We start from the raw sequence: 20,330 nt of genomic DNA, 5'->3' as shown, positions 1-20,330 counted from the left end.
CGCTGCCGCCCGGCGCCCTTCCCGGGAGCGGCCCGTCAGGCCGCCTGGGCCTGCTTGCGCGCCTGCTGCTGCAGGCGGGCCTGGGCGGCCCGGCGCACCTTCGGCCCCTTGGTCGTCATCGCCCAGAGCAGCTTGGCCTGCGTGGGCAGGTTCTTCGCGGTCGTGGTGGCCAGCCAGCCGTTGGGCAACGACAGCCGCACGACCTTGTGCCAGGCCGAGTAGACCTGCTGCGGCAGCGGCGCCGAGTGGTAGTTGAGGTCGTACTTCTCGAACAGCGCCTTCACGCGCGGCGCGATCTCGGCGTACCGGTTGCTGGGCAGGTCCGGGAACAGGTGGTGCTCGATCTGGTGCGAGAGGTTGCCGGTCATCACGTGCATGGCCTTCGAGCCGGAGATGTTGGCCGAGCCGAGCATCTGGCGCAGGTACCACTCGCCGCGGGTCTCGTTGTCCGGGATCGCCCTCTTCTCGAAGGTCTCCACGCCCTCGGGGAAGTGGCCGCACATGATCACCGAGTGCGACCAGACGTTCCGCACCAGGTTCGCGGTGACGTTCGCCGCCAGCGTGGGCAGGAACGCGCCGAACGGGACGGCCAGCGCCGGGTTGACCACGTAGTCCTTGGTGGCCTGCTTGCGGATCTTCCGCAGGGTCTTGGAGAGGTTGGCCTTGAACTCCGCGGACCGCTTCTCCTTCGGCACCCGGAGGTTGCGGCCGAGCTCGAGGTCGTACGCCGCGATGCCGTACTCGAAGAAGCAGGCGTTGACGAAGTTCCACAGCGGCTGGCCGAGGTGCATCGGGTGCCAGCGCTGGTCCTCGTCGACGCGCATGATGCCGTAGCCGAGGTCGTTGTCCTTGCCGACGATGTTGGTGTACGTGTGGTGGATCTCGTTGTGCGCGTGCTTCCAGCCCTCGGCCGTCGACGCGTTGTCCCACTCCCACGTGGTCGAGTGGATCTTCGGGTCACGCATCCAGTCCCACTGGCCGTGCATGACGTTGTGGCCGATCTCCATGTTCTCGAGGATCTTCGCCACCGACAGGCCGACGGTGCCGAGCACCCACAGCGGCGGCAGCGCGGAGCCGAGCAGCACCGCGCGCGAGGCCAGCTCGAGGCGGCGCTGCACGTGGACGACCCGGCGGATGTACGCCGCGTCGCGCTCGCCGCGGTCGTCGAGGACGTCCTGCCGGATCGCGTCCAGCTCGATGCCGAGCTGCTCGACGTCCTCGGGCGTGAGGTGGGCGATGGGGTTCTCGGGCTTCTTGGTGATGGCAGTCATCGGGAGCGCGCTCCTTCATCGATGTGGCAGGCACCAGCGGCGGCGCTGATGCAGGTCTGGATCGGTACGCCGGCGGGGTCGGTCTCGCCCGGGACGGCGACCGTGACCGCACCGTTGCGCAGGTCGCGCACGGCGCCCTGCTTCAGCGGGATGACGCAGCCCATGCAGATGCCCATCCGGCAGCCGCTGGGCATGAGGACGCCGGCCGTCTCCGCCGCGTCCAGGATCGGGGTGGCGCCGTCGGCCTCGATCTCGCGGCCGTCGGCGAACGTGACGGTCCCCCCGTCGCCGGGCTCGACCAGCACGGTCCGGAACCGCTCCGTGGTGAGCGCCAGGCCGCGCGCGGCGTGGTGGGCCTCGAGCGCGTCGAGCAGCCCGGCCGGGCCGCAGCCGTAGGCGAGCCGCTCGTCGAGGTCCGGCACCAGGGTCGGCAGGTCGGAGACGTCGAGGACGCCGTGCACGTCGTCGTACCGCTCGATCAGCGTGATCCGGCCCGCGGCGCCGTGGGCGCGCAGCTCGTCGCGGAACATCGCGGTGTCGGCGCACTGGTTGACGTGCACGAGCACGATGTCGACGTCCGGCGGCACGCGCCGCGAGAAGAGGTTGCGGAGCATGCCGATCACCGGGGTGATGCCGGAGCCGGCGGTGACCAGGAGCAGCTTGTGCGGCAGCGGCTGGGGCAGGACGAACTCGCCCTCCGCCTGCTCGAGCTGGACCATCGTGCCGACCCGGACCGCGTGCACGAGGTGGTTGCTCACGACACCGCCGGGGATCGCCTTGACCGTGATGCTGATGCAGCGGTCGGCGCGCGGGCCGTGGGTGAGGGAGTAGGTGCGCCAGAGGCGGACGCCGTCGACGTCGACGCCGATGCGGACGTACTGCCCCGGCACGTGGCCGGCCCAGTCGCGGCCGGGCTTGATGAGGATCGTCGCGGACTCGGCCGTCTCGGCGGTCACCGCGACGATGCGGCCCTGGAGGCCCTCGCGGCCGCGGCGCAGCGGGTGGAAGACGTCGAGGACGTCGCCGAGCTCGAGGGGGGTGACGGCGGCCTCGGCCACGCGGCGCAGGCTCTGCCGCAGGCTGAACCCACGGGAGCCCCGCGTGTGGTGCGACGGGACGGCGATGCTCATGGATCCAGTGTGCTGCGCCCACCGCGTAATATCATGACCAGCAGACGTGAAGATCCGCGTCACATTTGTTCGCAGGAGACAAGAGATGGCCACGCGCCCCGGGACCGGAACCCCCGCGCTGCGGCACGAGCTCCCGCCGGCCGCGGTCGCGGCCATGCACGCCCAGCTCCCCACGCTGGCCGACGACGTGGTGGCCGCGATCGTCGAGGAGGTGCCCAGCTACCGCGACGCGTTCTCCGGCCCGATGGGCGAGACCATCAGCGACGCGGTCGAGCTCGCCCTCGGCGGCTTCCTGATCCTGGCCAGCCGGGGCCGCGCGGCCGACGTGCGGACGGCCCCCGCCGAGGGGTCCTACCAGCTCGGCCGCGGCGAGGCCCGGAGCGGGCGGACCACCGACGCGCTGCTCTCGGCGTACCGGATCGGGGCGCGCGTGGCCTGGCGGGAGCTCTCCACCACGGCGGTCCGGCACGGACTCGGGGCCGAGGTGCTCGCGGACTTCGCCGAGCTGGTCTTCGCCTACATCGACGAGCAGTCGGCGGCCGCCGTCGCCGGTCACACCGACGAGCTGGCCACCACCGGCCGGGTCCGGCAGCGGCTGCTCGAGCGGGTCGCGAACCACCTGCTCCAGGGGTCGCCCGTCGACCAGGTCGTCACCGCGGCCGAGCGGGCGGACTGGGAGCCGCCGCGGACCCTCACCGCCGTCCTGGTGCCGGAGTCCCAGGTGCGTCAGCTGCTGACCGCCCTCGCCCCCGGCACGCTCCAGGCGGCCGATGCCCCCGGGCTCGAGGAGGGCGCCCTACTGCTGGTGCCCGACGCGCACGCCCACCGGCGCCCGGCGTTGCTGCGGATCCTCGCCGACCGCGGCGCGATCGCCGGCCCCGCCCGGCCGTGGCTCGACGTGCGCGCGTCGTACGACCGTGCCCTCCGCGCGCGCGCCGCCGGGCTCGAGGTCGACACCGAGGCGCACCTGGTGTCGCTGGTGCTCGACGCCGACGCCTCGGCGCGCGCCGACCTGCGCGCCCAGCTGCTCGCCCCGCTCGAGGGGCTGCGGCCGGGCACCGCTGAGAAGCTTACGGACACCCTGCGCTGCTGGCTGCTGCACCAGGGCCGGCGCGACGAGGTCGCGGCCGCGCTGTTCGTGCACCCGCAGACCGTGCGCTACCGGATGGGGCAGCTGCGCGAGCTGTACGGCGACCGCCTCGACGACCCGGACACGGTGCTGGCGCTCACCGTCGCGCTGGGCTAGACGTCGTAGGTGCCGGGGAAGGTTCCCGGGGCGGGGTCCTCGCCGACGAGCCCGTCGACGGACTCCCGGATCAGGTCCGCGTGGCCGACGTGGCGCCCGTACTCCTCGATCAGGTCGAACAGGAGCCGCCGCAGGCTGGGGTGGTTGCCCGCGTCGTCCTGGATGTCGGCGGTGAAGTCGAGCCCACCTGCGGCGATCGCCTCGTCGACCAGCGCCTTCCCCTGGGCCACCGACTCGACGAAGAGCCGCTCGAGCGACTCCGGGGTGTCGTCGTCCTCGACCCGGATGTGCCAGTCCGCGTCGTCCCAGTCGGCCTCGCCGAACGGCGGGAACGGCCGCCGGCCGTGCAGCTTCCAGCTCAGCGTGATGGCCTCGACGACCGCCGCGTGCTTGAGCAGCCCGCCGAGGGTGAGGCTCGACGGGCCGAGCGTCTGCCGGATGCCGGCGTCGTCGAGCCCGCTGCACTTCCACAGCAGGTAGCCGCGCATCCGGTCCAGCGAGCCGAGCAGCGCCTGCTGGTCGGTGCCCGCGAGCGGGGGCTCCTGTCCGATGGTGATCTCCATGGCGCGACCCTAGGGCCGGCCTCCGACGGGTCGCCGCAGGCATGGGTGCCGGAGGAGCGGGTACGAGCGGTCCATGTCGAACACGCATTCGAACGACGACCGCCCCGACCTGCTCGGCGCCCCGGAGCCCGAGCGGCCCGACCAGTCCGCCGGCACCGCCAAGGACCCCGAGCAGTGGGTCACCGGCGACGAGCCGATGACCGGCGCCCAGCGCAGCTACCTCGACACGCTGGCCCGCGAGGCCGGCGAGCAGCTGAGCCCGGACCTCACCAAGGCGGAGGCCTCCGAGCACATCGACCGGCTGCAGGAGAAGACCGGCCGCGGCGCCTAGGCTCCGGGCATGGCCGAGACGCTCACCGCGCGCCGGCCGGCGACACCGGCCCGAAGACGCTGCGCTGGGTGCCGGTGCACAAGAAACGCCGAGATCGGCCGGCACCTCGGGCGCATGGACATCCTGCGGGAGCAGATCGACGGCGTGACGGGGCGCTGACAGCTCGGACTTGTCGGCCAATGCCTGACGTTGTCGGCCAAAATTTCGGCCGACAACGTCAGGTTTCCCCGGTTGACCGGGGAAACCTGCACCCCTAGAACCCCTGCCACGCCGGCTTCGCGGCGTAGACCTCGCGGTAGTAGTCGGCCCGCTCGAGCCGGGACGCGGCAGGATCGTCGAGGAGCACGGTCGCGTGCGGGTGCAGCTGGAGGACCGACGCCGGGCACGAGGCGGAGACCGGGCCCTCGACGGCGGCGGCCACCGCCTCGGCCTTGGCCGCGCCGGAGGCGATCAGCAGCAGGTGGCGGGCGCGGAGGATCGTGCCGAGGCCCTGGGTGAGCACGTGGCGGGGCACCTCGTCGACCGACCCGAAGAACCGCGCGTTGTCGCGCCGGGTGCGCTCGGTGAGGGTCTTGATCCGGGTCGCCGACGCCAGCGACGAGCCGGGCTCGTTGAAGCCGAGGTGGCCGTCGCCGCCGATGCCGAGCACCTGCAGGTCGACGCCGCCGGCGGCCCGGAGCGTCTCCTCGTAGCGGGGCCCCGCGTGCTCGGGGTCGGCCGGGTCCGGGCTCGCCACCCGGTCGCGCGCGATGCCGAGGGCGTCGGTGAGCTCGCGGAAGATCGTCTCCCGGTAGGTCTGCGGATGCCCGGGCGGCAGCCCGACGTACTCGTCGAGCAGGAAGCAGCGCACCCCGTCGTACGACGGGCCGGTGCCGGCGTCGTGCCGGCGGACCAGCTCGCGGTACGCCGGCAGCGGGCTGGACCCGGTCGCGAGGCCGAGGACGGCGCCCGGGTTGCCGCGGACGAGCGCCTCGACGGCGTCGGCGGCCAGCGCGGCCGACCGGTCGGAGATCACGACCTCCATCAGCCCAGCTCCAGCTCGACGGTCTCCTCGCGCGGCGGCAGGCCGAGCAGCGCGAGCGGCGTGGTCGTGGCGGTGGCCACGGCCTCGGCCACCGTGCAGCCGGTCTGCCGGACCAGCACCCGCAGGCAGTCGGCGACCGACGCGGCGGAGCCGGCGAGGGTCCCGTCCTCGAGGCGGACCGTGCCGCCGGCGACGACGACGTCCTGGTCGCCGAGCCGGGTCCGACCGGCGGGGAGGCCCAGCGCCGCGGTCGCGTCGGACACGCAGACGAACCGCTCCGGCCCCAGCGCCCGCCAGGCGGCGCGCACGAACAGCGGGTCGAGGTGGTGGCCGTCGACGATCAGCCCCGCGTGGAGATCGCCCCCGAACGCCGCCCCGACCGGGCCGGGCTCGCGCGCGGACAGCGGTGGCATCGCGTTGCCGAGGTGGGTGACGTACCGCGCGCCGGCGTCCACGGCGGCCGCCACGGCCGCGGCGTCCGCCGCCGTGTGACCGATCGCGACGACGACCCCGCGGGCGGCGAGCGTCGCGATCACCTCCAGCGCACCGGGCAGCTCGGGCGCGATCGTCGCCATCAGCACGCCGGCCTCGCGCGACCAGCCGTCGACGAGGTCGAGCGACGGCGGCCGCAGCCAGCGCTCGGGGTGGGCGCCCTTGCGCGCCGGGGCGATCATCGGCCCCTCGAAGTGCAGACCGAGCGGCTCCGCGCCCGCCCAGCCGGCGGGCGGTCCCGCGCGGAACGCCGCCAGAGCGGTCTCCCGCGCGGCCGGGTCCGAGGTGATGATCGTCGGCACGAACGCGACCACGCCGTACGCCGGCAGTGCGGCCGCGACCTCCCAGAGCCGCTGCGGCTCGGCGGTCAGGTCGATGCCGGCGGCGCCGTTGACCTGGAGGTCGACCAGGCCCGGGACCCGCATCGGACCGTCACCGCCCCAGCAGCGCGGCGCCGACGGCGGCCACCGGGTAGCTCGACGGCACGACCCGCAGCCGCCCGGCGAGGTCGAGGGAGGCGAGGAACGGCGAGCTCGCGGCCTGGTCCAGCAGCGCGCTCGCCACGGCCACCCGCAGCTGCTCGCCGAGCTGCGCCACGCCACCGCCGAGGACGACGGTCCGCGGGTCGACCGCGAGGGCGAGCACCCGGACGGCCGACGCGACGCCGGCGGCGAACTCGTCGCGCAGCGCGATCGCCTTCGGGTCGCCGCCCTGCGCCGCCGCGAACAGCGCCTGGGCGGGCGGGACCTGGCCGGGCGACGGCCAGGCGGCGGCGAGCGCCGACCCGGACGCCAGGGTCTCGAGGCAGCCGCGCTGGCCGCACTCGCAGAGCACGCCGTTCGGGTCGACGGGGATGTGCCCGACCTCGCCGGCCGCGCCGTGGTCGCCGCGACGGAGCCGGCCCTCGAGCACCAGCCCGGCGGCCAGGCCGGTGCCGATGCTGACGTAGACCAGGTCGTCCTCCCCGCTCATCGCGACCGCACCGAGGGTGGCGGCGTTGACGTCGTTCTCGACCACGACCCGGACCCCGAGCCGGTCGCCGAGCAGGTCGCCCAGCTCGAACCAGTCGCCGTCCAGGCCGAGGTTCACCGCGTGCTTGACCACGCCGCGCTCGTGGTCGACCAGCCCCGGGATCCCGACGCCGACGGTCCCCGGGAGCGGCTCGCCGGTCGCGGCGCGCAGCGCCTCGACGACCCGCGCCGCCGTCCGGACGACCCCGTCGCTCCCGGGCTCGGTCGCCTCGCGCACCCCGGCGAGGATCTCGCCCTCGGCGTCGACGACGACCCCGAGCGTCTTGGTCGCCCCGATGTCCAGGCCGACGTTCACCGGTCCCACCCTGCCTTCCTCAGCAGCTCGTCCACGACAGCGGCCCCCGGACGGGAGTACCCACGCGTGCAGATCCTCGGCGGCGCGCCGTCGTACGGTCCCGGCCAGCCCCACTCGACCACAACGGCGACGCCGGCGGTGTCGATCTCGGGATGCCGGTGGGCGTCGCGCACCTGCAGCACCACCGGCCGGTCCGCGACCGCTTGCTGACCTGGGCGCACGACGCGATCGGGCCGCAGGCCCCACGGCACCTCGCCGACCGCGATGTTGGCCGCGGTCGCCACGCTCACGAGCTCCGCCCCGCGCAGGTCGGGCAGCTCGCCCTCGACGGTCGTGGCCGCGCGCGCCCCGCGCAATTGAACGCTCAGCCTGCCCGGAGCAGCCCCAGAGGCAGTCTGGCCGTTCAATTGCGCGATCCGGCGCGCCGCGTCCCGCAGCCGCGCCTCCGGCAGCCGCCCGGAGCGGACGGCGGCGACGACGGCGGCCTGGACCTCGCGGACCAGCGCGGCGTCCTTGTCGGCACCGATGCACAGGAGGTCGGCGCCGGCGGCGAGCGACAGCACGGCCGCCTGGGGGATGCCGCGCCCGGCGCTGGCGCCGGCCATGTCGAGTGCGTCGCTCACGATGACCCCGTCGTACCCGAGGCCGTCCCGCAGCAGCCCGAGGACCGGAGCGCTGAGGGTCGCCGGCAGCGCCGGGTCGAGCGCGGGTACGACGATGTGCGAGGTCATCACCGCCGCCACCCCGGCGCGGGCGGCCGCCGCGAACGGCACCAGCTCGCGCCGCTCGAGGACGGCGAGCGGGGCGTCGACGGTCGGCAGCGCGAGGTGGCTGTCCTGCGCGGTGTCGCCGTGGCCCGGGAAGTGCTTGGCGCAGGCCGCGACGCCCGCGGCCTGCAGGCCCTCGGCCCACGCGACGACGTGCGCGGCGGCGCGCCCGGGGTCGGCGCCGAAGCTGCGGGTGCCGATGACCGGGTTCGCGGGGTTGGTGTTCACGTCGGCGACCGGGCCGAGGTCCAGGTCGATGCCGACGGCGGCGAGCTCGACGCCGATGGCGTACCCGGTGCCGCGGGTCAGCGCGAGGTCGTCGGCGGCACCGAGCGCGGCCGGCCCGAGCACCGGGCTGCCGTCCAGCGCGTGCAGCCGGGTGACGTCGCCGCCCTCCTCGTCGACGGCGACCACGGCGTGCGGCGCGACCGCGCGGATCGAGCCGGTGAGCGCGGCGACCGCCGCGGGGCCGTCGGCGGTGTTGCTGCCGAACAGGCAGACCCCGCCCAGGCCGGCCGCGAACAGCTCGGCCCAGTCGGCGGGCAGCGTCGTACCCGGGAAGGCGGGCAGCAGCACGCGGAGGGCCAGCTCCTCGACCGAGCTCATCCCTTCACCGCCCCGGACGTCAGGCCCGCGACCATCCGCCCCTGGACAACCAGGAAGAACACGACGACGGGGATCGCGATCAGCGTGGAGCCGGCCATGATGCCGCCCCAGTCGGTGCCGCGGTTGACGTCGGTGAACGTGCTCAGCCAGAGCGGGAGGGTGCGCCGGTCCTCGCGGGTCATCACGACCAGCGCGAGCGTGAACTCGTTCCACGCCTGGATGAACCCGAAGACGCCGGTGGCCACCAGGCCAGGCGCCAGCAGCGGGAAGGTGACCCGGAAGAACGCCTGCACCCGCGAGCAGCCGTCGATCATCGCGGCCTCCTCGAGCTCGAACGGCACGCCCGCCACGAAGCCGCGCAGGGTCCAGATCGTGAACGGCAGCACCGCGGCGACGTACACGATCGTGAGGCCCACCACCGTGTTGAGCAGGTTCAGGCCCTCCAGCATCTTGTACTGGGAGATGAACAGCCCCTCGACGGGGATCATCTGGATCACCAGCAGCGCGACGACGAAGCTCTTCATGCCGCGGAACCGGAAGCGGGACACCGCGACCGCCGCGACGAACGCGAACGCCAGCGCCACCACGATCGTGAGGACGGTGACCAGCAGGCTGATCTTCAGCGCGTCGAGGAACTGGTCGCCCTCGAACACGGTCCGGTAGTTGTCGAGCGTGCCGCCGAGCGACAGCCAGGTGGGGTCCGGGTTGCGGATCTCGTTGCGGGGCAGGAACGAGCTGTTGACCATCCAGTAGACGGGGAACGCGCACAGCAGGAACGCGACGACGCCGGCGAGGTTCGCGGTGACCTTGAGGGAACGGCGGACGGGGCGCGGCATGTCAGTCCTCCTGCCGGAGCATCGCGCGGACGTAGGGGCCGGTGAGGACGACGGTCAGCACCAGCATGAAGATCGCGACCGCGGCCGCCATGCCGAACTTCCCGCCCCCGATGCCGAGCCGGTAGATGTAGGTGCCGAGCAGGTTCGTGTCGTGGGTCGACCCGCCGGCCTGCTGGAGCACGTAGATCTGCGTGAAGACCCGCAGGTCCCAGATCACCTGGAGCAGGCCGACCACGAGCAGCACGCCCCGGATGCTGGGCAGCACGACGTTGCGCAGCCGCTGGAACGGCCCGGCGCCGTCGATCTCGGCGGCCTCGACGAGGTCCTCGGGCACCTGGGTGAGCGCTGCGTACACGGTGAACGCCACGAACGGGACGCTCATCCAGACCACGATCACCGTGGCCACGAAGAAGAACGACAGCGGCTGCAGCAGCCAGGAGTGGCCCTCGTAGTCGCGGCCGGCGTGGGTGAGCAGCCAGTTGACGACGCCGTACTGGGTGTCGAAGAGCCACTGCCACACGGTCAGCGTCGCGACCACCGGCATCGCCCAGGCGAGCAGCAGCGCGCTCTGGACCGCGACGCGGATGCCCTTCGACATGTGCCGCATCAACAGGGCGAGGCCGACGCCGAGCACCATGGTGACGGCGGCGTTCACGAGGCAGAAGACCAGCGACCGGAGGGCGACGCGCCACAGGTAGGCGTCGGTGACCAGCTCCCGGTAGTTGGCCAGGCCGACCCACTCCGGCGGGCGTCCGAACTGCTGGGCGAGCCCGAACTCCTGGAAGGAGAGCACCACCTGGCGGACCAGCGGGTACCCGAGCGCGAAGCCGAGCGCGACGACGGCCGGCAGCACCAGCAGGTACGGCAGGGCCGTCCGGCGCGGCCGCGGTGCGGTCTCGCTCATCGCTCCTCCTTCCGGGCTCATCATCGTGGGCAGGGCAGGGCCGGGGCGGCGGTCGGCGCCGCCCCGGCCGTGTTGGTGTCGCTGCGCGTGGCGGCTACCCGTTGAGCTGGCTGTTCATCTGCTCGTCGGCGGCCGCGGCCAGGTCGGCGACGTCGCCGCCCTGGGCGATCTTGCTGAACAGGTCCTCGAGGACCCGCGAGCCCTCGACGTTGGCCCAGCCCGGCGCCGCCGGGGTCAGCTTGGCGTTCGACGCCGCCGCGATGGTGGCCTGCGCGAACATGTCGTCCCCGAGCAGCGAGGCGAGCGACGTCTTGGCCGGGGTGAGGCCGTTCTCCGCCAGGATCGACTGGTAGTCGTCGCTGAGCATCAGGGCGACGGCCTTCTGGGCGAGCTCCTGGTGCTGCGACTTCGCGGCGACGGCGATGTCCGAGCCGCCGAGCAGCACCGGCGCGGGCTGGCCGTCGGAGCCGGGCAGCGCGAAGACGCCCACCTTCTTCGCCAGGTCCGGGCAGCCGGTCTTCGGGTCGTTGAGCAGGCCCATCACCCAGCCCGGGGTGGACATCATGCCGGTCTCGCCGGCGCAGAACGGCGTCCAGGGGTCGGCCTCGTTGCCGTCCTTGGGGGCACCCGACGCCTGCTCGAACAGCTGCTGCGCGCGCTCGAGGCCCGCGATCGACGCGTCGGACTCCAGCGCGCCCTCCCACGTGCCGTCGTTGTCGGCGGCGAGGTCGCCGCCGGCGTCCCAGACGAACGCGGCGCCGTTGCGCCAGTCCTGGCCGGGGAACCAGAAGCCGGAGAAGTTCGCCGGCTCCGGGTTGGCGTCCTTCAGCTTGACCGCCGTGTCGACGAACTCGTCCATCGTGGTCGGCACCTCGAGGCCGGCCTTCTCGAAGAGGTCGGTGCGGTAGAAGATGTACTTCGAGCCGGCGTAGTAGGGGACGGCGTAGGTCTTGCCGTCGACGGTCGCGCCGTCGACGAACCCCTGGAGCAGGTCGTCGCCGCCGAGCGCGTCGAGCTGGCCGGTCAGGTCCGAGAACGCGCCGGCCGAGGTGAACGTCGGCGCCTGCGTGTTGCCGATCTCGACCACGTCGGGGGTCTCGGACTCGCTGGAGAGCGCGGTGGTGAGCTTCTCGACGAGGCCGTCCCACTCCTGCTGCTCCACCGTGAGGGTCGAGCCGGGGTTCTGCTCCTCGAAGGTCTTCTTCAGCCACTGCCGGGCCTCGTCCGGCGTGTCGGTGCCGTTGAGCCAGACCCGGATGTCGGCGGCCTGCGGGGCGGAGTCCCCGGAGGAGCCGTCGCCGTCGCTGCTGTCGCCGCCGCACGCGGCCAGGGCGGTGAGGGCCAGACCGGCCAGCGCAGCGCCCGCGAGTGTCTTCTTGATACGCACCGCAGTGTTCCTCTCTTGCGTACTTCTCTGTTGGCTTCTCTGTCGTGGTCGGCCCGAGACGGGTCAGGAGACGCCGAGCTGTCCGGCGAGCACGAGAACGGCGGCGCCCACCAGCACCACGTCCTCGCCGAGGGTCGAGGCCCGGACCACCAGGCCCTCGCCGCTGACCGGCATGGTCCGGGAGCGGATGACCCGGTCCGCGGCCTCGCGGAGCGGTCCGTCGAGCAGCTCCTGCGGGCCGCTGAGCACCAGCTCCTGGAGGTTCAGGGTGCCGACCACGGGGGCCAGCGCGGCGCCGAGCTGCTCGCCGACGCGGGTGAGCACCTCGTCGGCGTCCTCGCCGTTCGCGGCGCCCTCGGCGAGCCGCCTGCGCAGCCGCGGCACGGCGACCAGGGTCTCCAGGCAGCCGGTCCGGCCGCAGGCGCAGCGCTCGCCGTCGGGGTCGACGACGACGTGGCCGATCTCGCCGGCGGCGCCGCGGTGGCCGTGCAGCAGCGAGCCCTCCAGGACCAGGCCGGCGCCGACGCCGGTCCCGACCCGCAGCACCATCAGGCCGCCGGTGCCGGTCTGGCCGAAGGTGTGCTCGCCGAGCACGGCGGTGTTCGCGTCGTTGGCGACGAACACCGGGAGGTCGAAGGCCTGGGCCAGGCTCGCGGAGAGCGGGGTGTCGGCCCAGGCCAGGTTCGGGGCGTCGATGACCGTGCCGTCGGCGCCGACGACGCCGGGGCTGCCGACGCCGATGCCGAGCACCGGGCGGTCGGTCAGCGCGATCAGCTCGGCCGCGAGGCGGTGCACGAGGTCGACGGCGTCCTGGCCGGTCGCGCCGTCGATGGCGACCTCGTGGCGGGCCCGCACCTGGCCGAGCAGGTTGACCACCGCGCCGGTCATCCGGTCGTCGTTGGAGAGGTCGATGCCGACGATGTGCGTGGCGTCCGCGGCGAGGCCGACCAGCGTCGGGGGCTTGCCGACCCGCGCCTCCGCGGGGGCGCCGAGCTCCTCGACCAGCCCGTCGGCGACCAGCTCGCCGATCAGGTCGGACGTCGTGACCCGGGTCAGTCCGGTGCTCCGCGCCAGGTCCGCCCGGCTCGCCGGGCCCTCCCGGAACAGCTGCTGGAGCAGCAGCGAGCGGTGGTGCCGGCGGGCGTCCTCCTGGAGCAGCTTCCCGCGCGGCCGCAGCGGCCGGCCCACCGGTGAGATCGTCGTCACGTTTGTTAGTTCAGCGCACTTACATATTCCACGTCAAGAGCCCCGCCACAATTCGCGTTGAGTTGGGCCTCCGTTCCCATCGAGTCCGGCAGAAGTTCCCTGGCCCGGGAAAGCCGGCCCAACTCAACGGTGATTCGGGCCCAACTCAACGGGGATTTGTGCCCGACTCGACGGTCAGAGGGTGAGGGCGGGGTCGTCGGGGAGGGAGAGGGTGAGGATCGCGTCCTCGATGAGCGGGTCCTGCTCGATGTCGGCCTCCACCCGGTGCAGGCGGACGGCGAGGTGCTGCTCGGTGTCGTCGCCGGTGAGGTCGACGGCCGCCACCACGAAGAGCCGCAGCGGTCCGATGTACTCGACGTGCAGGTAGGTGAGCCGGTCGATCGCGGGATGATCGAGCAGGCTGGAGATCACCCGCGTCCGCAGCTCGGGCGGCAGCTGCTCGCCGATCAGGTAGTCCATGTTGCGGCGCATCAGGAAGATCGCGACGAAGCCCAGCAGCACGCCGACCGCGATCGACCCGACCGCGTCCCACACCTTGTCGCCGGTCAGCTGGTGCAGCGCGATGCCGCCACCGGCCAGCAGGATGCCGAGCAGCGCGGTGAGGTCCTCGAAGAACACCGCCCGCAGCGTGGCGTTCGAGGTGCGGGCCACGAACCGCACCGGGTGCATCCCGAACCGCCGCGCGGAGCCGTGCACCTGTCGGGTGGCCTGGAGGAACGAGATGCCGTCGAGCACGAACGCGATCCCGAGCACCACGTAGTTGACCGTGTAGCTGGTCTCCGCGGACGACTCCGCCCTGAGCTCGGTGACGCCGTGCCACACCGAGACGACCGCACCGGCGGAGAACAGGCCGAACGCCGCGACCAGCGACCAGACGTACGTCGCCCGCCCGTGCCCCCAGGGGTGCTCGGCGTCCCGGGGGCGCTTGCCCTGCCGCTCGGCGATGAGGAGGAACACCTCGTTGCCGGTGTCCGCCCACGAGTGCGCCGCCTCGGCGACCATCGACGCCGATCCGGTGAGGACCGCCGCGACCGACTTGGCAGCCGCGAGCAGGCCGTTCGCGGCCAGCGCGACCAGGACCGTGAACAGCGACTGGTCCTGGACCGGCTCCTTCGGGATGGTGTCGGTTGCGGACATGGCCCCCGGTACCCATGGGCCGTGTGGCCTGCACCACGCACGTACGGTCGAGGCATGCGGCGACTCCTGGTGCTCCCCCTGCTGGCTGCGCTCGCGGTGCCGGCGGGCTGCTCGGGGGCGTCCGACCGGCCGGAGGCGGCGCCGGCGCGGGTCACCGGTTCGCCGGCCGCGGCGCCCACGGCGTACGACCAGTACGTCGCGCTGGGCGACTCGTACACGGCGGCGCCGCTGGTGCCGCCGACAGACACCAGCTCGATCTGCCTGCGCTCCGGCGCCAACTACCCGGCGCTGGTCGCGACGGCGATGCCGGGCACCGCGCTCACCGACGTGAGCTGCAGCGGCGCCAGCACGCACAACACGGTCAGCCCGCAGGTCGGTCGCACCGGCTCGGTGCCGCCGCAGTTCGACGCGTTGAGGCCGGGCACCGACCTGGTGACCATCGGCCTCGGCGGCAACGACGGGCAGCTGTTCGGCGGGGTGCTCGGCCGCTGCGTGCAGATCGCCGCCACGGCACCGGCGGGCGCCCCGTGCCGGGAGTCCTTCGCGCGGCAGGACCCGGAGCGGCTGGACACGACGTTCGCGCACATCGAGCGGAACATCGCCGCCGTCGTCCGCGGCGTCCGCGAGCGGTCCCCGCGGGCCCGCGTCGTCGTGGTCGGGTACCCGCAGATCATCCCGGAGTCCGGCACCTGCGAGCTGCTGCCGCTGGCCGCCGGGGACTACGCGTTCGCCCGGGAGATCAACGAGCGCCTCAACCGGGCGGTCGAGCGCGGCGCCGACGAGGCCGACGCCGACTTCGTCGACCTCTGGGAGCCGACCGCCGGGCACGACATCTGCGCCGACGAGCCCTGGATCAACGGCCGCGTCACCAGCGTCGGCACGGCGCTCGCCTACCACCCGCTCGCCGTCGAGCAGGAGCACGTCGCCCAGCTGGTGCTGGACGAGATCCGCTAGAGGGCGTCGTGGACCGGGACGCCGGCCACGACCGTGTACGCCGACGCCATCTCGCGCAGCGCCGCGCCGACGGCCGCGCTGTCGCCCTCCAGGGCCAGCGGGTTGCGGTCCAGGAGCACCAGGTCGCCCCGCGAGCCCGGGCCCACCATCGGCTGCCCGTCGACGGACGCCGCCAGCGCCTCGCGCACGGTCAGCGCCTGCTCGCCGTGCCAGGGCTCGCGCTCGTCGGCGCTGCGGTGCACGGCCGCGGCCATCGCCAGCCACGGGTCCAGCGGCGACACCGGAGCGTCCGAGCCGAGCACCAGGTCGGCCCCGTCGTCGAGCATCCACCGGAACGCGAAGCACCGCTCCGCCCGCTCCCCCCACACCCGCTCGGTGAGGTCGCGGTCGTCGAGCAGGTGCGCGGGCTGCACGCTGGCCCGGATGCCGAGCTCGGCCAGCCGGCGGACGCCGTCGCGCCGGGCCATCTGCACGTGCTCGACCGAGCCCCCGGCGCCGGTCTCGGCGAACGCCGCCAGCGCCTCCTCCACGGCGGCGTCGCCGATCGCGTGGCAGGCGACCTCGAGGCCCGCGGCGTTCGCGCGCGCGAACAGCTCGCGCAGCTCCGCACCGTCGAGGTTCGGCTGGCCCGCCGGGTACTCCAGCCGGTGCGCGTCGCCGTACGGCTCGCAGCACCAGGCGGTCCGGGTGTTCAGCGATCCGTCGCTGATGATCTTGAGCGGGCCCATCGTCAGCCGCGGGTCCCACGCCAGCGGGTCGCCGGTGCGCAGGCCCGCGGCGATCACGTCGTCGAGGGTGTCGGCGTACGTCGCCCACCGGATCCGGAGCACGTCGCAGCCCTGCGTCCACCGCTCCGACCACTCCTCGCGGCTGGCGCCGAACTCGAAGTCGGCCATGCCGGTGATGCCCTGCGCCGCCGCGGCGTCGAGCATCCGGCGGTAGGCCTCCGGCGAGGTGCCGTCGTTGCCGACCAGCGTGACCAGGCGCGGGTACGCCGCGAACCACTCGGTCTCGCGCACCACCGAGTCGCGCACCGGCATCGCGAAGTGCATCAGCGCCGTGGTGTTCAGCCAGGCATGGTGGCCGTCGCCGCTGATCAGCACCACGGCGGTGTCCCCGGAGACCGCGTCCAGCTCGGACACCGTCACCTCGCGGTCCCAGCCGCCCGAGCGGTGGCCCCAGCCGACGACGGGCAGGTCGGGGTACGCCGCGATCCGCTCGGCGACCGCCCGGGTGACCTCCTCGGGCGACCGGGCGCCGGCCAGGTCCAGGCGCTGGGAGGCCAGCGTCCACTGGGCCAGGTGCGTGTGCTGGTCCCAGAGCCCGGGGATCAGCCAGCGCCCGCCGGCGTTCACCTCGGCGACGCCGGGCGGCCGCAGCAGGCTCGGCGCGACCGCGATCACCCGGCCCTGCTCCACGAGCACGTCGACAGGACCCTCGGGCGCGACGTCCCCGTCGCGGACCGGGAGCGGGCGGGCGTTGCGGATCAGGAGGCTCGACACGGGCCAGACGCTAGTGGGCCCCTGTTTACGTGGGTACCGCGCCCGGGCATGATCGGGCCGCGGGAGGGTGAGGCAGAGAGGCGGAGCAGTGGCTGACTCGTTCTACGACGCGTTCTCCCCGGAGGAGATCGCCCGGATCAGCGCGGCGGGCACCCGCGTGCACGTGCCGCAGGGCTGGTCACCGATCTGGGAACGGACGCCGGCCGACAAGGCGTACCTGATCCTGGACGGCACCGTCTCGGTGCGCCAGCACGGGGAGGAGATCGCCCAGCTCGGCAAGGGCGACATCGTGGGCGAGGCGGCGATCGTGAACCACTCGCTGCGCACCGCGTCGATCGTCGCGCTCACGCCACTCGAGCTGATCCACTTCACCGACGAGGCCGTCCGCGCGCTGTGCGAGGAGATGCCGTCGTTCAAGGCGGCGCTCGAGGCCGTGGCGGTCGAGCGCTTCGGGGCGCGGTAGTTGGACCTCGAGCCCCTGCTGCTCGGCGGTCCGCCGACGCTGACCCGGCTCGAGGTGGCCGAGCGCGCCGGCGTCCCCATCGAGCTGGCGGAGGAGCTCTGGCGGCTGCTGGGCTTCCCGCGCACCGGCGACGAGGACGTCGCCTTCACCGACGCCGACGTCGACGCGCTGCGGCAGACCCGCGAGCTGATGGAGCTCGGGGTGCTCGGGCCCGACTCCCAGGCGGCGCTGGTGCGGACGTGGGGGCGCAGCTTCGCGCGGCTCGCCGAGTGGCAGGCGGCGTTGCTCGCCGACATCGACCCCACCGACGAGCTGGCCCGCGAGGCGCTGCCGCGGGTGGAGTCGCTCCAGTCCTACGCGTGGCGCCGGCACCTGGCCAGCGCCTCCGCGCGGGTGGCGGCGCTCGACGCCGGGAGCACCACGGCGCCGATGGCGGTGGGCTTCGTCGACATCGTCGGCTACACCTCGCGCAGCAAGCGCCTCGACGAGCGCGAGCTGGTGGCCTGGCTGGAGCACTTCGAGTCCGAGGCGGCCATGCTGGTCGTCGAGCACGGCGGCCGGATCATCAAGACCATCGGCGACGAGGTGCTGTTCGTCGCCGACCGGGCGCGCGACGCCGCCGAGGTCGCGCTGCTGATGACCGAGCGCGAGGAGCCGTTCCCCGACGTCCGGGTCGGGATCGCGTACGGCGACGTCGTGAGCCGCCTCGGCGACGTCTTCGGCCCGACCGTGAACATCGCCTCCCGGCTCACCGGCGTCGCGCGACCGGGCACCGTGCTCGTCGACCGCGGCGCCCACGACGAGCTCGCCGCGGACCCGGCGTACACGTTCCGCGAGCTGCGGCGCACTCCGGTCAAGGGCTACGCGAAGCTCCAGCCGCACGTGCTGCGGCGAGGGAACCCCGGCGCCTGACCACCTCGTCGTACGGGTGACGTGGTCGGCGAGGCGGGGAGAAGCATGGAGCAGGACGAGGACTTCACCGCCTTCGCCGGCGCGCGCTGGGCCGCCCTCGTCCGGTCGGGGATCGTCCTCGGCTGCACGCCCGAGGAGGCGCAGGACCTCGCCCAGACCGCGCTGCTGCGCTGCTACACGGCGTGGCGCAAGGTCGCGGCCGCCGACGACCGGGACGCCTACGTCTACCGGATCCTGGTGAACTGCCACCGGGACAGCCGCCGGCGGCGGTGGTGGGGCGAACGGCCGGCGGCGCGGCTGCCGGACCGAGGGGCTGCGGACCACGCCGCCCGGGTGGAGGTCGCCGACGCCGTCCACCGGGCGCTGGCCGACCTCACGGCCTCGCACCGCGAGGTCGTCGTGCTCCGCTACTACGCCGACCTCGGCGAGCAGCGGACCGCGGAGATCCTGGGCATCTCTCCCGGCACGGTCAAGAGCCGCCTCGCCCGCGCGCTGGCGTGCCTCGCCGCCAGCTCCCACCTGTCCGACCTCCCCGAAGGACGACCGCGATGACCGACTCCTCGCTCTCGCTGCTGGACCGGCTCGACCGGACGCCGGTGCCACCGGCACCGCTCGACGACCTGCTGACCGCCGGGCGCGCCGCGCGACGGCGGCGCCGCCGCGCGGTCGGCGCCGGCGCCATCGCGGCGGTGCTGATCCTGACCGGGGGCGCTGCGGGCGCCGCGCGCCTCGTGTCCGGGAGCGACCGCGCCGGGTCGCCCGCCGACGACACCCCGGGGGTCACCGACCTCCCGGTGCGCGTCACCGACGTGCTGCCGACCTTTGCGAGCATCCCGGGCCACCCGCCCTGGGGCGTGGCCGTGCGCGCGGCCTGGGACCCGGACGAGCACACCCTCATGTACATCACCGAGATGGGCTACAGCAGCAGCTGCCCGCCGACCGCGACCGCGGCGATGACCTCCCACGGGACGGTGCGGATGGCCGTCGTCGGCGGCTACGACGGCGACGGGCCGTGCACCGCCGACGCACGGCGGTTCGCCGTCGTGGTCGACGACGTCGCCACCTTGCCCGCCCACCTGGTCGTCACCGAGGACGGGGCGCCGCACGAGGTCCCGTTCATGACGAACGGCGTCGGCACCATGCACGGCGCGACCGATCGGCCCTGAAATAGGAGCTCGGCCGTTGCCGACGGGGGACACGACAACGACCGAGCGCTGCGAATCTACGTCGCTCGCCGGACCGGCACAACTCCTGCCCCACGGCGAGTCGGCGTGATTCGTCACATCTCGGCAAAATCCCCGCGGATCGGCGCTGATCGGCAGGGATCAGCGCAGCGTGACCTGCCGGTTGGCCAGCCCGGACCGGGCCGAGCGCTGCTCCGTGGTGAGGGCGGAGGTGTCGGCGAGCGCCTCGGCGAGGTCGGCGGCGAACCGCTCGGCCGGATCCTCCAGCGGCTCCGGGCCGGTGCCGACCGGCAGGTCCCACACCGGGGCGAGCAGGCCGTGCGCGCGGAACATGCCCACGAACCGCGACCCGTCCACGAGCACGTCCCGGCCGGCCGCGTGCAGGCGCGCGAGCGCGTCGAGCAGCGGGCCCTCCGGCTCCGGCATCACCCAGCGCAGGTGCTCCTTGGCGCCGACGTTGGTCCAGTACGCCGCCTCGACGGTCGTCAGCCGGGCGGTCGGGGACGCGGCGGTGTTCGCCTGCTCCAGCGCGGCGGCCAGCGCCGCCCGCTCGCCCTCCTCGACGTCGGCGATCCAGAAGTCGAAGCCGTCGTGGACGGTGACCGAGAGCCGGTCCCCGGCGACCAGGTCCTGCAGCCGCGGCCCCTCCCCTGGCGGGTCCGTGAGGCCGACGATGCCGGCGTCCGACTCCAGCGCCTTGAGCAGCACGGCCCCGAGGTCGCGGGAGACGTCGCCGAAGTTGTGCTGCACCTGGAGCCCGAGCCAGATCTCCCCGCTGTCGCGAACCATCGCGGGCGCGGCCATCGGGAGCAGCGTGCAGAGCTGCACGGTCCGGTCGGCGTGGTCCTTCAGCGTGAGCGGCGCGGTCGCGGCCGGCACCAGCTCGCGCATGGCGACGACGTCGCACTCCGAGGGCAGGCCCTCGAACGGCCGGCCGACGAACGGCGCGGGCGCCCCGCCGGCCGCGCCGTGGCAGGCCTTGTAGCGCTTGCCGGAGCCGCACGGGCAGGGCTGGCGCGGGCCGACCTCGCCCTCGACCTCCGACGGACGGGACTGCGTGCGGGCCTTGGTGCGGGACTTCTTCGCCAT

At 73.9% G+C, this 20,330-nt stretch carries 22 protein-coding genes; 8 read left to right on the top strand and 14 right to left on the bottom strand.

Translation table 11 applies throughout. The features are described from left to right. Positions 1 to 35: 35 nt before the first annotated feature. Positions 36 to 1,271 (bottom strand): fatty acid desaturase family protein, encoded by a 1,236-nt coding sequence (locus ABD086_RS01495; protein WP_343904993.1) that lies wholly within the window; start codon positions 1,269 to 1,271, stop codon positions 36 to 38. Beyond that, positions 1,268 to 2,401, bottom strand: coding sequence for a ferredoxin reductase (locus ABD086_RS01490; protein WP_343904992.1), 1,134 nt, complete (start codon positions 2,399 to 2,401; stop codon positions 1,268 to 1,270). Before ABD086_RS01490 ends, ABD086_RS01495 begins: the two co-directional genes overlap by 4 nt. Positions 2,402 to 2,486: 85 nt before the next feature. Here ABD086_RS01490 and ABD086_RS01485 point away from each other — a divergent pair, with 85 nt between their 5' ends. Then, positions 2,487 to 3,647, top strand: a complete 1,161-nt coding sequence (locus tag ABD086_RS01485) for a PucR family transcriptional regulator (protein ID WP_343904990.1) — start codon at positions 2,487 to 2,489, stop codon at positions 3,645 to 3,647. Here the strand turns inward: ABD086_RS01485 and ABD086_RS01480 are convergent. Continuing rightward, positions 3,644 to 4,210: a DinB family protein gene (locus ABD086_RS01480; RefSeq protein WP_343904988.1), complete on the bottom strand. Its 567-nt coding sequence runs from the start codon at positions 4,208 to 4,210 to the stop codon at positions 3,644 to 3,646. The two genes, ABD086_RS01485 and ABD086_RS01480, sit on opposite strands and share 4 nt — an antisense overlap. 73 nt (positions 4,211 to 4,283) lie before the next feature. Here ABD086_RS01480 and ABD086_RS01475 point away from each other — a divergent pair, with 73 nt between their 5' ends. Both ABD086_RS01475 and ABD086_RS01470 read left to right on the top strand, forming a co-directional pair. Next, positions 4,284 to 4,541 (top strand): DUF3072 domain-containing protein, encoded by a 258-nt coding sequence (locus ABD086_RS01475; protein WP_343904986.1) that lies wholly within the window; start codon positions 4,284 to 4,286, stop codon positions 4,539 to 4,541. Between the two features lie 9 nt (positions 4,542 to 4,550). After that, positions 4,551 to 4,700: a hypothetical protein gene (locus ABD086_RS01470; RefSeq protein WP_343904984.1), complete on the top strand. Its 150-nt coding sequence runs from the start codon at positions 4,551 to 4,553 to the stop codon at positions 4,698 to 4,700. Between the two features lie 94 nt (positions 4,701 to 4,794). Here the strand turns inward: ABD086_RS01470 and ABD086_RS01465 are convergent, their stop codons facing one another. The 9 genes from ABD086_RS01465 to ABD086_RS01425 form a co-directional block, all read right to left on the bottom strand. Then, on the bottom strand, positions 4,795 to 5,565 hold the full coding sequence (locus ABD086_RS01465) for a glucosamine-6-phosphate deaminase (protein ID WP_343904982.1): 771 nt from the start codon (positions 5,563 to 5,565) through the stop codon (positions 4,795 to 4,797). Further along, positions 5,565 to 6,482: an N-acetylglucosamine-6-phosphate deacetylase gene (locus ABD086_RS01460; RefSeq protein WP_343904980.1), complete on the bottom strand. Its 918-nt coding sequence runs from the start codon at positions 6,480 to 6,482 to the stop codon at positions 5,565 to 5,567. The genes ABD086_RS01465 and ABD086_RS01460 overlap by 1 nt, the downstream gene beginning before the upstream one ends. A gap of 7 nt (positions 6,483 to 6,489) precedes the next feature. After that, positions 6,490 to 7,392, bottom strand: a complete 903-nt coding sequence (locus ABD086_RS01455; RefSeq protein ID WP_343904978.1) for an ROK family protein — start codon at positions 7,390 to 7,392, stop codon at positions 6,490 to 6,492. Continuing rightward, the gene (locus tag ABD086_RS01450) at positions 7,380 to 8,756 is read right to left on the bottom strand and encodes a glycoside hydrolase family 3 N-terminal domain-containing protein (RefSeq protein ID WP_343904976.1); all 1,377 of its coding nucleotides are present in this window, start codon (positions 8,754 to 8,756) and stop codon (positions 7,380 to 7,382) included. The genes ABD086_RS01455 and ABD086_RS01450 overlap by 13 nt, the downstream gene beginning before the upstream one ends. Next, positions 8,753 to 9,592: a carbohydrate ABC transporter permease gene (locus tag ABD086_RS01445; RefSeq protein ID WP_343904974.1), complete on the bottom strand. Its 840-nt coding sequence runs from the start codon at positions 9,590 to 9,592 to the stop codon at positions 8,753 to 8,755. The genes ABD086_RS01450 and ABD086_RS01445 overlap by 4 nt, the downstream gene beginning before the upstream one ends. A gap of 1 nt (position 9,593) precedes the next feature. After that, positions 9,594 to 10,496, bottom strand: a complete 903-nt coding sequence (locus ABD086_RS01440) for a carbohydrate ABC transporter permease (protein WP_343904972.1) — start codon at positions 10,494 to 10,496, stop codon at positions 9,594 to 9,596. Positions 10,497 to 10,590: 94 nt separating this feature from the next. After that, positions 10,591 to 11,883: an extracellular solute-binding protein gene (locus ABD086_RS01435; protein ID WP_343904970.1), complete on the bottom strand. Its 1,293-nt coding sequence runs from the start codon at positions 11,881 to 11,883 to the stop codon at positions 10,591 to 10,593. A 63-nt stretch (positions 11,884 to 11,946) separates the two neighbouring features. After that, positions 11,947 to 13,089, bottom strand: a complete 1,143-nt coding sequence (locus tag ABD086_RS01430; RefSeq protein ID WP_343904968.1) for an ROK family transcriptional regulator — start codon at positions 13,087 to 13,089, stop codon at positions 11,947 to 11,949. A gap of 174 nt (positions 13,090 to 13,263) precedes the next feature. After that, positions 13,264 to 14,226 (bottom strand): cation diffusion facilitator family transporter, encoded by a 963-nt coding sequence (locus ABD086_RS01425; RefSeq protein ID WP_343904966.1) that lies wholly within the window; start codon positions 14,224 to 14,226, stop codon positions 13,264 to 13,266. Between the two features lie 54 nt (positions 14,227 to 14,280). Between ABD086_RS01425 and ABD086_RS01420 the strand changes: the two genes are divergently transcribed. After that, the gene (locus ABD086_RS01420) at positions 14,281 to 15,180 is read left to right on the top strand and encodes an SGNH/GDSL hydrolase family protein (RefSeq protein ID WP_343904964.1); all 900 of its coding nucleotides are present in this window, start codon (positions 14,281 to 14,283) and stop codon (positions 15,178 to 15,180) included. On the opposite strand, the gene ABD086_RS01415 is transcribed toward ABD086_RS01420, so the two are convergent. Continuing rightward, positions 15,177 to 16,682 carry an amidohydrolase gene (locus ABD086_RS01415; RefSeq protein WP_343904962.1) on the bottom strand — a complete coding sequence of 502 codons (1,506 nt, stop codon included), beginning with the start codon at positions 16,680 to 16,682 and terminating at the stop codon, positions 15,177 to 15,179. The genes ABD086_RS01420 and ABD086_RS01415 overlap by 4 nt on opposite strands. A gap of 88 nt (positions 16,683 to 16,770) precedes the next feature. Here ABD086_RS01415 and ABD086_RS01410 point away from each other — a divergent pair, with 88 nt between their 5' ends. From ABD086_RS01410 to ABD086_RS01395, 4 genes are read left to right on the top strand one after another with little or no spacing between them, the layout of a single operon-like run. Then, positions 16,771 to 17,145, top strand: a complete 375-nt coding sequence (locus tag ABD086_RS01410) for a Crp/Fnr family transcriptional regulator (RefSeq protein WP_343904960.1) — start codon at positions 16,771 to 16,773, stop codon at positions 17,143 to 17,145. Further along, positions 17,146 to 18,057 carry an adenylate/guanylate cyclase domain-containing protein gene (locus ABD086_RS01405; RefSeq protein ID WP_343904958.1) on the top strand — a complete coding sequence of 304 codons (912 nt, stop codon included), beginning with the start codon at positions 17,146 to 17,148 and terminating at the stop codon, positions 18,055 to 18,057. A gap of 45 nt (positions 18,058 to 18,102) precedes the next feature. Then, positions 18,103 to 18,609, top strand: coding sequence for a SigE family RNA polymerase sigma factor (locus ABD086_RS01400; protein ID WP_343904956.1), 507 nt, complete (start codon positions 18,103 to 18,105; stop codon positions 18,607 to 18,609). Next, positions 18,606 to 19,223, top strand: coding sequence for a hypothetical protein (locus ABD086_RS01395; RefSeq protein ID WP_343904954.1), 618 nt, complete (start codon positions 18,606 to 18,608; stop codon positions 19,221 to 19,223). The genes ABD086_RS01400 and ABD086_RS01395 overlap by 4 nt, the downstream gene beginning before the upstream one ends. A 159-nt stretch (positions 19,224 to 19,382) precedes the next feature. Here ABD086_RS01395 and ABD086_RS01390 read toward each other — a convergent pair whose 3' ends face one another. After that, entirely contained in the window at positions 19,383 to 20,330 is a 948-nt protein-coding gene (locus ABD086_RS01390) for a DUF5926 family protein (RefSeq protein ID WP_343904952.1), read from the bottom strand.

It is taken from the genome of Nocardioides aquiterrae, assembly GCF_039526625.1.
GTDB lineage: Bacteria > Actinomycetota > Actinomycetes > Propionibacteriales > Nocardioidaceae > Nocardioides > Nocardioides aquiterrae.
This window is presented reverse-complemented; position numbering and strand designations above follow the sequence as displayed.